Source organism: Pseudohongiella spirulinae, assembly GCF_001444425.1.
Taxonomy (GTDB): Bacteria; Pseudomonadota; Gammaproteobacteria; order Pseudomonadales; family Pseudohongiellaceae; genus Pseudohongiella; species Pseudohongiella spirulinae.
This window is the reverse complement of the sequence record NZ_CP013189.1, coordinates 3,139,597-3,153,520: the sequence shown is the minus strand read 5'-3', so window position 1 is coordinate 3,153,520 and position 13,924 is coordinate 3,139,597. Positions and strand designations below refer to the sequence as shown.

Genomic DNA, 13,924 nt, shown 5'->3' with positions numbered 1-13,924 from the left:
GCTGATATTGCCCGTCAGGAGGGCTGTCTGTGAAACCCATTATTGCCTGGTTCGTCAAAAATCCAGTTGCCGCCAATCTGTTGATGATGTTTTTCATTGTCGCAGGTATCACTGCCTTTATGAATACTCGCCAGGAAGAATTCCCGAGTATTGAGACTGGAACTATACAGATCAATGTGCCGTATCGAGGGGCGTCCCCTGATGAGGCCGAGCAGGCTATCTGTATTGTCCTTGAAGAGGCGCTGCGAAATATTGAAAACGTAGAGCGCATTACATCGACAGCACGCGAAGGTGCCTGTGCTGCTACTTTACAGATGACGTCGGAAGCAGACATCAATCGTTCTCTCAACGAAGTCAAAAGTGCCGTAGATGGCATTGTCAATTTCCCCGCTGATATAGAAAGGCCCATTGTTGCATCATTCTCTGTTGTTGGTACCGTCATGTCCCTGGCATTGTCGGCCGATACAGACGAAGAGACCCTGAAGCGCCTGGCCGATGAAGTACGTCTGGATCTGCTGGATCTGCCAGAAGTTTCGCGCGTTGAAGTCAGCTACGTTCGCCCGCGAGAGATCTCCATTGAAGTGCCAGAACTTCTGCTGCGCCAGTATGGGCTGACCTTGAACGAGGTGGCGACAGCCATTGACCGTAACGCAATGGATATGCCGGCCGGCACATTGCGTACCCCTGGTGGTGATGTGCTGCTGCGCAGCAAGGGGCGTATGCGCAGCGGCGAAGAATACGAAGATATTATTATCCGCACCAATACCGATGGGTCACGACTGCGGCTCGGTGACATAGCGACGGTACGCGATGATTTCGAAGAGGGATATCTGCGAGCCCGGGTTGACGGTAGGCGTGCCGTGACGATTGATGTATTCAGAGTGGGGGATGAGGATATCATTGCCTCGGCAGATGCCACACGAGCCTATGCCGAACGTAAAGCGAGAACTTTGCCGGAGGGTGTACAGCTGGAAGTGCTGACAGATGACGCCCGTGCTCTTCGCGAACGTGTATCGACGGTCTCAAGCAATGCGTACAGCGGTTTCCTGCTGGTGCTGGCTGTGCTGGCGCTGTTCCTGCGGTTCAAGCTGGCGATCTGGGTGGCAGCCGGTATCCCGATTGCGATCTTTGGCGCTCTGGCCATCTTCCCCTATTTTGATATCACCATCAGCTCGATCACCATCATGGCCTTTATTCTGGTGCTGGGCATCATCGTCGATGACGCCATCGTAGTTGGGGAGCGTATTTTTGTGTATGAGCAGACAGGTATTGACCGCGAAGAGGCGGCCATAAAGGGCACGTATGAAGTGTCCGTGCCGGTCATTTTTGGCGTTGCGACCACCATCGCTGCGTTTTTGCCCCTGTTGCTGCTTGATGGTCCTATGGGTGGCTTTTTCAACGTGATTGGCGGTGTTGTAATTTTATGCCTGTTGGCGAGCGTGGTTGAGTCACAGTTGATCCTGCCGGGGCACCTGGCCCATCGCAAAACCACTGGATACCTGTTTGAAGGTTCCCGATTTGTAAACACCTGGCACCATTTCCAGGGACGGTTGGCATCAGGTCTGGAGTACTTCGCCAGTCACGTGTATCAGCCAGCTCTGCGTAAATGTCTTCACCATCGCTATTCGACCTGGGCGGCTGCGACGGCTGTCATTATTATTACCGTCGGACTGCTGGCCAGTGGTCGGGTGGTTTTTCAGTTCTTTCCGGCGGTGGAAGGTGATCGTATATACGCCAGTCTGCAAATGCCGGAGGGCGTTGCCGTTGATCTGACTGAGCAGGCGCTGGCAAAGATTGAAGGCGCGGCGCAACAGTTGCGTGTCGAGCTGGACCAGGAGCTGGCAGAACGTATAGCCGCCGGCACCGCAAATGGTCAGGTTACGACCGTGGTTGACAAGACGCTGACGACGCTTGGAGCAAGAATTAATCGGGGCGGACCACCAACCGGTCGTGGTAATGCCGGTGGCAGCCATATCGCCGAAGTGGTCTTGATTCTCAACAGTTATAAAGATCGTGGTGAAATCAGCGCCAACGAGATTCGGGATCGCTGGCGGGAAAAAGTGGGTGTAATACCGGATGCGCTGGAACTGAGTTTTGTATCCGATTCTTTTTCCGCTGGCGAGGCGCTTAGCTTCCGCATGGAAGGACGCAGCGAGCAAAATCTGCGTCTGGCTACTGCAGAGCTGCGTGAGGCGCTGGCCAGATATCCAGGCGTTCTGGACATCACCGACTCCTTCCGTGAAGGCAAGCAGGAAGTACAGATAAGCTTGCTGGATGCCGGCATCCAACTGGGCTTTACGCTTGAAGAAGTATCGCGGCAGGTGCGCCAGGCATTTTTTGGTGTCGAAGCGCAACGCATTCAGCGGGATACCGACGAGATCCGGGTCATGGTGCGTTATCCACAGGACGAACGTCAGTCGCTGGGCAACCTTGAGAATCTGATGTTGCGAACACCCGCGGGCGGCGAAGTGCCGCTGGCCAGTGTGGCTGATCTGCAGCTGGGCAATGCTTACTCCACGATTAACCGGCAAAATGGTCGGCGTGTGATCACCGTTAATGCCGACGTCAATCGAGCCGTCAGTGCGCCGGAAGAAGTGACGCGGGAAATTGTCGCGCAATTCCGCGACTCATGGTCGGCTCAATACGATATCGATCTGGTGTTGTCTGGTGAAGGCGAGCAGCGTGCCCGATCGCTGGGCGAACTGTTCTCGAGCTATCCGTTGGCACTGTTGATCATGTTTGCCTTGCTGGCCATTCCGCTCAAATCCTATGCCCAGCCACTGATCATCATGAGTGTCATTCCCTTCGGTGCCATCGGTGCCATCGTCGGTCATTACATTATGGGCCAGGAACTGGTGTTCTTCTCGCTGATAGGCATCGTAGCGCTTGGTGGTGTTGTGGTGAATGCCAGTCTGGTGCTGGTTGTCTACATCAACAGCGAAGTCAAAGCAGGGCATTCACTGGTTGAAGCCGTTTCGAGTGCCGGAGTGGCGCGCTTTCGCCCTGTCTTTCTGACATCTGTCACGACCTTTATTGGCCTGGTGCCACTGATGTTTACGCCGAGTCCGGCCACTTTTTTCATAATACCAATGGCGGTTTCACTGGCCTTCGGAGTGCTGTTTGCAACAGTCATCACGCTGTTTCTGGTACCCAGTCTTTACATGATTCTGTATGATTTCAGCCAGCACCGATTGCTGGCTGAGGAACACCGTGAAGACCCCGCACTTTCTACCTAGTCTGATCTGCTTCAGCGGTAACCTGCTGGTCATCGCACTGGGCCTGTTTGTTTTTCAGATCAGTCTGCACAGTCTGATGTTTATCTGCCTGCTGTGGACCGGTGTTCATGTCAGCTTGCTGGGTTACGATTATCCGTCGATCAGGCAGATGATGGTTGAGGGCATCAGTCAGGCCCTGCCGGCCATCTTTATCTTCATGCTGATCGGTATGTTGATCGCCGCTTTCATGCAAAGCGGCACGGTGGCTGCCTTGATCTTTTATGGTCTGGATCTGCTGAGTCCGACCTGGTTTCTGGCTGCCGGTTTGATTCTATGCAGTCTGATGTCTGTGGCAACTGGCACGTCGTGGGGCACGGCTGGTACGGTCGGCATCGTTCTGATCGGCCTGGGATCAGCCATGAATATTCCGCTGCCGCTGGTGGCAGGCATGGTCATCTGCGGTGCCACCTTTGGTGACAAGATGTCGCCGGTTTCTGATACAACCAATCTGGCCGCCATGAGTGCAGGCACATCGTTATTCCGGCATATCGGCTCCATGCTTTATACCACCGTGCCGGCTTATCTGCTTTGTCTGCTGAGTTTTCTGGCCCTGGGCTTCACGTATGCCGATAGCAACCTGCCACAAGCACAGATATCAGAAATACAGCTGGCACTTAGCGCGGTGTTCAGTCTGAATCTGTTTGTTACGCTGCTGCCCTTGCTGGTAATGCTGACGCTGAGTTTGAGTCGAGTTTCTGCAGAGATCAGCATGAGTGTCAGCATTGTGGTGGCCGTGATAGTCGCCGTGTTTTATCAGCAACAACTGCCCGCCGATGTCCTGAATAGTCTGTGGAGCAATCAGCCCGGACAGACGGGAATCATCATGCTGGACGAACTGCTGGGCCGTGGCGGTCTGCTGAGCATGAGCTGGACGCTGCTGCTGTCGGTCATGGCACTGGGCCTGGGTGGCATGCTGTATCGCTCTGGAATTCTCAGAGCACTGCTTTACGGTTTTATTCAACGACTTCGATCAGCCACTGCGCTGGTCGCGGGTACTATTGTGGGTGGTCTGACTGGCAATATGGCCATGGGAGAGGCTTATATCAGCATTATCCTCAACAGCCAGTTATTTGGTCCGGCCTATGAAGAAAAAGGTCTGGATGCAGCTGTGCTGTCGCGCTCGGTTGAAGAAGGGTCAACAATGACTACCGCATTGATACCCTGGACCACGGCCGGTGCCTTTTATGCCGTGACTTTGGGTGTGCCCGTTCTCGAGTATCTGCCTTACGCGTTTTTTAATTATCTCAATCCTGTTGTCTCAGTACTGATGGCCGCTCTGGGAGTGGGTTTACTAAAAAAGAAAATCGGGCAAATTAAAGGTTGACAGCTTTTGCCGGCCACGATTAACCTAAGTTCATGTTCAACTGAGAAAGAGAAAGGAGGTGATCCAATGTCTAGTGGTATGGCTAAGGTTTCAATGGATGTTGGTGGTATTAAATTGGCAGAGAGTAACGCTCTGTTGGGTTGATAGCACTCCACTCTTGTTGAACCCGGATTATCTTTGACATTAAATTATGTGTGACAACAGGTAATCTCAAACAAGAGTTGGTTCCATTGGAACCAGGCGTCACGGAAAGGGAGCCCCAGGCTCCCTTTTTTAATTGTTGTTAAAATCAATTTGAATGGAACCGAGCAATGTCAGCCAGCGAACGGATTGTTTATTTAAATGGGGAATATCTGCCGCATAATCAGGCGCGAGTATCCGTATTCGATCGTGGATTCCTGTTTGGTGATGGTGTCTACGAGGTCATCCCTGTGCTGCAGGGTAAGCTGGTCGACGAGGATTATTCCGTCGAACGTCTGAGCCGCAGTTTGAATGAAATCAGCATGGCGTGGCCGTGCAGCACGCAAGACTATCTGCACATGCTGCGTACCCTGATTGATCGCAACCATTTGCAGGAAGGCAGCGTTTACGTACAGGTCACCCGCGGGGTGGCTGAGCGTGATTTCGCCTATCCGAAAAACACACCCAGCAGCATAATGGCCTTCACCAGTGAACGTCTGTTGTTAAACAATCCGCTGGCCGAGAGGGGTGTCAGTGTCGTCACTGTGCCGGATCTGCGCTGGAAGCGGCGGGATATCAAATCCCTGAACCTGCTTGCGCAGTGTATGGCCAAGCAGGAGGCTGCGGCTCAGGGAGCCTTTGAAGCGTGGATGGTTGAAGATGGCCGGATAACCGAAGGCTCTTCTTCCTCGGCGTTTATTGTCAAAGATGGTCATATCATTACCCGGGCATTGTCGAATGCCATTCTGCCTGGCATACGCCGACGCGTGATTATTGAACTGACAGAAAAAGAAGGCCTGGTGCTGGAGCAGCGTCCCTTTTCGGTGGAAGAGGCACATCATGCGGATGAAGCTTTTCTGAGTAGTGCCACCACTCTGGTACTGCCGGTTGTATTGGTGGACGGGCAGGCTGTCGGTGACGGCAAACCGGGAGCGATCACGCAGCGCCTGCGGGAGCTGTATATTGCAACTTTACTGGCGGAAGCAGCACGAAAATAGTATAACCTGTGTCGGTTAGGGGAAACTGACTGAAGAGGTTTATATGAATATGCGTAGCGTAACCAACGCGATGGTTTTTGTGTTGGTTTTGTTGTTGCCGGCCGGTTTATTTGCAGAAGGCGGGCGCACACCACTGCGAGTTGAGAACGGCATTGTCACCAGCGCGTCTCGACTGGCATCCGACGTGGGTGTTGATATTTTGAAGCGTGGCGGCAACGCCGTTGATGCCAGTGTTGCAACGGCATTTGCATTGGCAGTGACCTGGCCCACAGCCGGCAATATCGGTGGCGGCGGATTTATGGTTTATCACGGCGAAGATGGACACGCCACAACCTTTGATTTCCGTGAGAAAGCACCGCTGGCTGCCTCAGAACGCATGTATGTAGGCGCTGATGGCCAGAGCACCAACATGCAGCATCGTGGTTTCCTGTCTGTTGGTGTGCCGGGCACTGTCGCCGGCCTGTATATGGCTCACCAGAAACATGGCAATCTGCCCTGGGCTGATCTGGTTGACCCCGCCGTCAAACTGGCGCGTGATGGTATTCCAATTACATATGCCCTCTACGATGGCTTCCGACGTAATCAGTCATTCTGGGATCAGTTCCCCTCCTCAGCGGCTGTTTTCCTGAAAGCGGATGGTTCCCAGTACCAGCTGGGTGATACGTGGAAACAGCCCGATCTGGCGCGCACGCTGGAGCGCATTCGTGATGAAGGCCGCGACGGATTCTATAAAGGCGAAAACGCCCGCATGCTGGCCAATTTCATGCAGGCAAACGGTGGCCTGATCACTGAAGAAGATCTGGCCATGTATGAGGCGGTAGAGCGTGAGCCGGTGCGTGGCACCTATCGCGGCTACGACATTATCAGCATGCCGCCGCCCAGCTCCGGCGGTATTGGTATCATCCAGATGCTGAATATTCTGGAAGGTTTTGATCTGGCCGCCATGGGTCATAACTCAGCCGATTATTTGCATGTGCTGACCGAGGCCATGCGCCGCTCCTATGCGAACCGTGCCGAGTTTCTGGGCGATCCTGACTTTAACCCGGATATGCCGGTCAATCGACTGATCAGCAAAGAGCATGCAGCCAATCTGCGCGCTACCATCGATATGGAAAAGGCCTCAGTCAGTGACGAAAGCCGCTTTGGTCAGATCTATGAGAGTGAAGAAACCACGCACTTCTCGGTCGTTGATAAAGACGGCAATATGGTGTCGCTGACCTACACGCTGGAAAACAGCTATGGTTCACGCATTGTCGCCGAAGGTGGCGGTTATCTGCTGAACAATGAAATGGGTGACTTTAACCCGGTACCTGGCGTCACCAATCGCGATGGTCAGATTGGAACCGATCCTAATCTGGTAGCGCCGCAAAAGCGCATGCTCTCCAGCATGTCACCAACAATCGTTGCACAAAACGGCAAGCCGGTTTTGGCGATTGGCAGTCCCGGTGGGCGTACCATCATCAACACCACCATGCAGGTTATCCTGAACATGATTGATCATGGCATGAATGTCGCGCAGGCTGTCGAGGCCGGACGTATGCACCATCAGTGGTTGCCGGATCGCAGCAGTTTCGAGGGTATGATGTTCTCACCCGACACGATTCGTCTGTATGAAGCAAAAGGCCATACCGTTAATGCACGGGGAAATCAGGGTTCGGCCATGGGTATTTTCCACGATCGGGAAACCGGTCTGTATCATGGTTCAGCCGATTCCCGCGCAGGTGACGGAGCCGCGGTCGGTTACTGACAGTCAGGAACGAAAGCCCTTGGCAACCAGGTAGACCTCGCGCGATCTGGCGCGCGAGGCTTCTGGTTTGCGAATCACGACTTTATCAAAGTGGCTGCGCACGGCTTTCACATAGTCGTCGTAGCCTTCGCCGTGAAAGACCTTGGCGACAAAATTTCCCCCCGGTTTAAGCACTTGCTGTGCCATATCCAGAGCCAGCTCCACCAGGTACATGGACGCGGCCTGATCGGCGGCATCAACGCCGCTGATATTGGGCGCCATATCCGATATCACCAGATCGGCCTGACTGCCGCCCAGGGTCTGCATGATCTGATCGAACACGCTTTGCTCAGTAAAATCCCCCTGAATAAACTCCACGTCGGCAATTGAATCCATCGGCAGAATGTCAGAGGCAATCACCCGGCCTCTATCACCGACCAGTGGCGCAACCACCTGCGACCAGCCGCCGGGTGCGGAACCCAGGTCCACCACCAGCATGCCGGATTTAAGCAGATTGTCCTTGTTGATCAGCTCGATCAGCTTGTAACTGGCACGCGAGCGATAACCATCCTGCTGGGCGCGTTTCACGTAAGGGTCGTTGACATGTTCGTCCAGCCAACGTTTGCTGCTTTTGGATCTGGCCATAAATTGCGGGTCTGTGAGTGACTTTTTGCGTGGCAGAGCATAGCATATCCCCCTGTTACAGCTACAGGACCGGCCATGATCCGAATTACTGAACTGTCATTGCCGCTGGATCATCCGCCGGAGGCGTTACGACAGGCCATTGTTGCCCGATTGGGCATACAGGGCGCTGATCTGTCAGCGTTTACTGTATTCAAGCGCAGTTACGACGCGCGCAAGAAAAACACCGAAATCACCTTTGTCTACATCATTGATGCCGACGTGCGAGATGAGTCGCAGGTGCTGGCGCGCCTGTCAGAAGACCGGCATATTCGCCCGTCGCCCGACACCCATTATTACCCCGTGGCACACGCCCCGGAGGGACTGGATGAGCGTCCGTTGATTATCGGTTTTGGCCCCTGTGGTCTGTTTGCAGCACTGATTCTGGCACAGATGGGCTTTCGACCGATTGTGCTGGAGCGCGGCAAGGATGTTCGCAAACGGACAAAAGATACCTGGGCGCTGTGGCGCAAACGACAACTGACGCCCGAGTCCAATGTGCAGTTTGGCGAAGGCGGGGCGGGTCTGTTTTCTGACGGCAAGCTCTACAGTCAGATCAAGGACCCGAAATTTTATGGCCGCAAGGTCATGCAGGAGTTTGTGAAAGCGGGCGCACCGGAGGAAATCCTCTATGTTAGCAAGCCGCATATAGGAACGTTCCGGCTTACCGGTGTGGTAGCTGCCATGCGTGAGGAGATTATTGCGCTTGGTGGAGAAATCCGCTTTCAGAGTCGGGTGACGGATTTCAACATTAATGATGGACGTATTCAGGGCGTCACGCTGGATAATGGCGATACGCTGAGCAGCCGATATGTGGTGCTGGCACTGGGCCACAGCTCCCGGGATACATTTCGTATCCTGCATCAGCGCGGCGTCTATATGGAGGCTAAACCCTTTGCCTTGGGTTTTCGCATCGAGCACCCGCAGTCGCTGATCGACAAGGCGCGGCTGGGCAAATATGCGGGACATCCGGCACTGGGTGCTGCGGATTACAAGCTGGTGCATCACGCCAAAAATGGCCGTGCTGTTTATAGCTTTTGCATGTGTCCGGGCGGAACCGTCGTCGCTGCCACCTCAGAAGCAGGCCGGGTTGTCACCAATGGCATGAGTCAATATTCGCGTAACGAGCGAAATGCCAATTCGGGCATTGTGGTGGGCATTCATCCGGCCGAAGATTTTCCGGGTGATGCGCTTGCCGGTGTGGAATTGCAGGAACGTCTGGAGAGCCAGGCATTCCTGCTGGGTGGTGAGAACTACAGCGCACCGGCCCAGCTGGTTGGCGACTTTGTCAGAGGAAAGGCGTCGCTTGCTTTGGGTGACGTTGAGCCTTCCTACAAGCCCGGCATTAATCTGTGTGACCTGGCGGATGCCCTGCCGTCTTATGCGATAATGGCTATTCGCGAAGCGTTGCCGGTTTTTGGCAGACAGATACGTGGTTTTGATCGGCATGACGCCGTGCTGACCGGCATTGAGTCTCGTACCTCGTCGCCAGTGCGCATTACGCGTGACAATCATTCCCTGCAGAGCCTGAACACGCGCGGCCTGTATCCGGCCGGCGAGGGTGCCGGCTATGCGGGCGGCATCCTGTCCGCTGGTGTTGACGGTATCAAAGTGGCAGAGGCCCTTGCCACTGCCATGCTGGCTGACAGGGCTGCGCAATGATTGCACTGGATGATCTGAAAAAGCTACACCAGAAAAAATACCGCTATGAGCTGGGTTACTTTCTGGTAGAAGGTGAACATCTGATCTCGGAACTGGAACGTGCGGCCGAAAACAATCCTGCGCTGCTGGCCAGTGAGCTGTTTATCACTGACAGATATCAAGGCTATAGCAGTCCATTGAGGCGTCACGAAATATCTGAGAAACGCATGAAGCAATTATCGGATACACAGGCGCCACAAGGAATTGTTGCCTGTGTGCCAATGAGTGCGGTGCAGTCACTGAGTGAGTCTGCCAGCCATGAGCGGGCTGTATATCTGTACGAAATTCAGGATCCCGGAAATCTTGGTACTATCTTGCGAACGATGGCGTGGTTTGGTCGCTCGCGTTGCTTGCTCAGCCCTGGCAGCGTTGATCCTTTTAACAGCAAAGTCCTGCGCGCCAGCATGGGTGCCATTTTTCATGTGCCCCTGGAGCTGGATGTCGGTATTGATGAGCTGATGCAGCGTTATGCCGATATTGCCTGCCTGGATATGAATGGCGCTTCTCTTAAGTCAGCGGCCTTCCATCACAGTGCCTGTCTGGCGTTTGGCAATGAGGCGCGTGGCGTGCCGCAGGAACTTTCCACAAGTAGTCAGGTCACACATTATACCATAGCAGGCTGCGGCCAGATTGATTCACTCAATCTGGCAAGTACCGTTAATATGTGTTTGTACGAAATCAACCGTTGACAGCGTCTGCCAGCGTTACCCGATTTCTGCCGTCAGCCTTACTCTGATACAGTGCCTTGTCAGCGCGTGCAATCATCATATCGGGAGACTTATCGTTGGGGCAGCGGCTGGCTACTCCGGAGCTGACAGTCACAACAAAAGCCTGACCAGCCTCATCATGGTACTGCAATGCTTCTAATGCCGCGCCTAACCGTTGAGCGATGTCGACAGCATCCTTTGCGTTGGTGTCCGGTAGCAGTATCGCCAACTCCTCACCGCCGTGGCGTGCGGCCAGGTCCTCAGGGCGGATAATTTGTCTGACTATCCCGGAAGCTCGCTGAAGAACCTGGTCGCCCACCTGATGGCCGTAATTGTCATTGATCAGTTTGAAATTATCGAAATCAATCAGAATCATTGAAAGTGGCTTCTTATGACGTGTGCTGCGTGACCATTCCGAGCGCACGCGCTCATAAAGGCTCCGCCTGTTCGCCAGACCTGTAAGCTCGTCGGTATGGGCAAGATTGTTTAACTTGCTGTTAAGCGCCTCCAGTTCCTTTTGAGATTGCAGCAGACTTGCCTGTAAACCTTTCTCTCTGGTGACATCTCTGATCAGGGCAACTTGTCCGCGAGTCGGGCCATCAATGGATTGCAGACGGCTAATCCTGATATCGAGCCAGCGCCTGTCGGGCAGTTGCACTTCAGTGGATACATCGGCATTCAAGGAGATGCCAGCGGGCAGTGCCTCTGAGAAATGCCTGCCGATTCGCATCAACTCTACTCCGAATATTTGCCGTGCCGCCGGATTGCTGTCGGCGATCAGGCCATGGTCATCAATTACGACAATACCGTCGTTAAGTTTTTCCAGAGTGTATTCTCGTGCGACAGGCAGAGTTGCAAACATATGTTGTCGCAAGGCAAAGAGCAGGATCAGGCAGGCTACTGCAAACCCACTGGGGGTTGGGTCGAATGGCAGCAGGTCAATGCCAAGAATGTAGGGTGCATTAACTGCAATGACGATTAATGGCGACAGTATGACAGCCATAAACTGAAGTCTGCGGCCACGAGTGAACCCTATTTTCAGGGCGAGCATCAAAGTCGCAATGGTCACCGCACTATAAGAGTAGGTCACATGTGTACTAAACCAGGGGCCGTATTCAATCTCCAGTGCCAGAGAGTCGGGCGCTATGGTAAATCGTGACCATACCTGCAAATGATACTGATTGGAAAAAGCCAGAGCGATAGTTGCTACCGGCATCAACCAGAGCACTGGGTACCAACGCTGCAGAAATCGGCCATAACCACTGAACGTGAGTGCGACTGAAAACCAGAGAATAGGTACCGTGGCGATGGCAAGGTACTGCAGTTTTGCCACCAGCAGACGATAGTCCAGATCATTCCAGAGGAAACTGGCCCATTGACCGGCGCACCACCAGGCAATCATGACGCTCAAAGCGGTCATGTAGGTGCCTGAGGGTGGGCGCATCATCAGTCCTGCCTGGCGTGCTGTATACAGGCTGAGAATCGTACCTATAATAGAAGGAAGCAGCCACCAGAGCATATGAAAGGATCTTCTTAGTCAGAAAGCCTGAAGTTTTCCAGACCTTGCTGCAGCAGTCAATGAGCAGAAAACTGCAGATTGGCCAGACGCGCATAAAGAGCACTACCGGCCATTAATTCGTCGTGGGTTCCATGCGCCACGAGTTTACCATTGTCCATGACGGCTATTCGATCAACATTTCGAACAGTGGCCAACCGGTGCGCAATAATAATCGTCGTGCGCCCAGGCATCAATTTTTCAATGGCCTGTTGCACTTTTTGCTCGCTTTCCGCATCCAGTGCGCTGGTTGCTTCGTCCAGCAGTAATATGCGCGGATCTTTCAGGATGGCGCGGGCAATCGCCAGGCGCTGTTTCTGCCCACCGGACAGCCGAATGCCGGCCTCGCCCAGAAAGCTGTGCCAGGTATCCGGCAAACGTTCAATAAATTCTGTCGCGAAGGCCGCTTGCGCGGCGGCTTTGATTTCTTCGTCTGAGGCGTCTGGCCGTCCGTAACGGATATTGTCCATCACAGTGCCAGTGAACATGGCTGGTTGCTGACTGACAAGGGCGATGTGAGCGCGCAGGTCCAGCGGATCGACCGACTTGATATTGATGCCATCCAGCAGGATTTCACCATGCGTCGGATCGTAAAAGCGCAGCAGCAGATCAAACAAGGTCGATTTGCCCGCGCCGGAAGGTCCGACCAGCGCCAGACTACTGCCAGCCGCTATTTGCAGGTTCAGCGCGTCGATAGCGGCATGTTCGGGACGGGTACTGTAAACGAAAGATAAGTTGTTGATGGACAGATCGCCCCGTACATCGGCGGGCAATGCTATAACGGGATCGGGTGTAGAAATCCGGGACTGGGCCTTCAACAATTCCATCAGTCGTTCTGTGGCACCTGCCGCCCTTTGCAGATCCCCAATGACCTGACTGATGGCACCAACCGCTGAGGCAACCATCACCGCATAGACCACAAAAGCCGTTAATTCGCCGGCGCTCATCCGGCCACTGATCACATCCTGACCACCTACCCAGATCATGGCCGCCAGTGCCGCAAATACCAGGGTCATCACCAGCGCAATCATGATCGAGCGTGCCCGGACCTGAGACAGAGCAACGGAGAAGGCTTTTTCTACGTGCTCGGCAAATCGTTGCCGGTCAGCCGATTGATGGTTGTAGGCCTGCACGGTTTTTATCTGCTGAATGCTTTCACCGACATAAGCACCCACACCGGCAATCTCATCCTGGGTATGGCGCGACAGTTTGCGTACGCGTCTTCCAAACAGAACAATCGGACCTATCACCAGCGGAATACAGATCAGTACCACGCTGGTAAGGCGCGGGTTGGTGATAAACAGAAAAATGACGCCACCAATCAGCAGTAACAGATTACGCAGCGCAATAGAAGCAGAAGACCCAATAACGGTCTGCAGCAAGGTTGTATCGGTGGTGATGCGCGACTGAATCTCGCCACTGATATTCTCTTCAAAGTAACCTGGATGCAGATTCAGCAGATGATCAAACACCGCCTTGCGAATGTCAGCAGTGACGCGCTCGCCCAGCCAGGACACCCAATAAAAACGTGCAAAAGTGCCGAAGGCCTGCAGCACAGCTACAACCACAAATCCGATCACGGCCGTGCGCAGGCTCTGCGATGAGCCGGCAACAAATCCTGAGTCAACAATAATGCGAACATATTGAACCAGTCCCAGAGTAATGGCGGCGGTAAACACCAGCGCCAGTAGTGCCAGGGCAATTTGCCGGGTGTAAGGTCGCACAAACTGCAGAGCCTGCAGCAATGGCGATGAGCGCTGTGAGGGTGTTGTCATGG

At 53.9% G+C, this 13,924-nt stretch carries 9 protein-coding genes; 6 read left to right on the top strand and 3 right to left on the bottom strand.

Annotated features, from left to right (window positions below; genetic code table 11):
- Positions 1-29: 29 nt before the first annotated feature.
- The 4 genes from PS2015_RS14435 to ggt all read left to right on the top strand — a co-directional run bounded on the left by PS2015_RS14435 (position 30) and on the right by ggt (position 7,524).
- Positions 30-3,236, top strand: coding sequence for an efflux RND transporter permease subunit (locus tag PS2015_RS14435; RefSeq protein ID WP_058022888.1), 3,207 nt, complete (start codon positions 30-32; stop codon positions 3,234-3,236).
- Positions 3,211-4,599, top strand: coding sequence for a Na+/H+ antiporter NhaC (gene nhaC / locus PS2015_RS14430; RefSeq protein WP_335338243.1), 1,389 nt, complete (start codon positions 3,211-3,213; stop codon positions 4,597-4,599). Before PS2015_RS14435 ends, nhaC begins: the two co-directional genes overlap by 26 nt.
- A gap of 311 nt (positions 4,600-4,910) precedes the next feature.
- A complete protein-coding gene (locus PS2015_RS14425) occupies positions 4,911-5,777 on the top strand; it encodes a D-amino-acid transaminase (protein ID WP_058022886.1) in 867 nt (288 codons plus the stop codon).
- A 43-nt stretch (positions 5,778-5,820) separates the two neighbouring features.
- Complete coding sequence (ggt, locus tag PS2015_RS14420) at positions 5,821-7,524, top strand: gamma-glutamyltransferase (RefSeq protein WP_237113341.1); 1,704 nt, start codon at positions 5,821-5,823, stop codon at positions 7,522-7,524.
- A 3-nt stretch (positions 7,525-7,527) separates the two neighbouring features.
- Here ggt and rlmE read toward each other — a convergent pair whose 3' ends face one another.
- Positions 7,528-8,148: a 23S rRNA (uridine(2552)-2'-O)-methyltransferase RlmE gene (gene rlmE / locus PS2015_RS14415; RefSeq protein ID WP_058022885.1), complete on the bottom strand. Its 621-nt coding sequence runs from the start codon at positions 8,146-8,148 to the stop codon at positions 7,528-7,530.
- 75 nt (positions 8,149-8,223) lie between these two features.
- Here rlmE and PS2015_RS14410 point away from each other — a divergent pair, with 75 nt between their 5' ends.
- Positions 8,224-9,846: an NAD(P)/FAD-dependent oxidoreductase gene (locus PS2015_RS14410; protein WP_058022884.1), complete on the top strand. Its 1,623-nt coding sequence runs from the start codon at positions 8,224-8,226 to the stop codon at positions 9,844-9,846.
- A complete protein-coding gene (locus PS2015_RS14405; protein ID WP_058023407.1) occupies positions 9,846-10,574 on the top strand; it encodes a TrmH family RNA methyltransferase in 729 nt (242 codons plus the stop codon). The genes PS2015_RS14410 and PS2015_RS14405 overlap by 1 nt, the downstream gene beginning before the upstream one ends.
- Here the strand turns inward: PS2015_RS14405 and PS2015_RS14400 are convergent.
- Together PS2015_RS14400 and PS2015_RS14395 are read right to left on the bottom strand one after the other, a co-directional pair.
- Complete coding sequence (locus tag PS2015_RS14400) at positions 10,564-12,111, bottom strand: histidine kinase N-terminal 7TM domain-containing diguanylate cyclase (protein WP_082628163.1); 1,548 nt, start codon at positions 12,109-12,111, stop codon at positions 10,564-10,566. The two genes, PS2015_RS14405 and PS2015_RS14400, sit on opposite strands and share 11 nt — an antisense overlap.
- A gap of 56 nt (positions 12,112-12,167) precedes the next feature.
- Positions 12,168-13,922: an ABC transporter transmembrane domain-containing protein gene (locus PS2015_RS14395; protein ID WP_058022882.1), complete on the bottom strand. Its 1,755-nt coding sequence runs from the start codon at positions 13,920-13,922 to the stop codon at positions 12,168-12,170.
- Between the last annotated feature and the right edge of the window lie 2 nt (positions 13,923-13,924).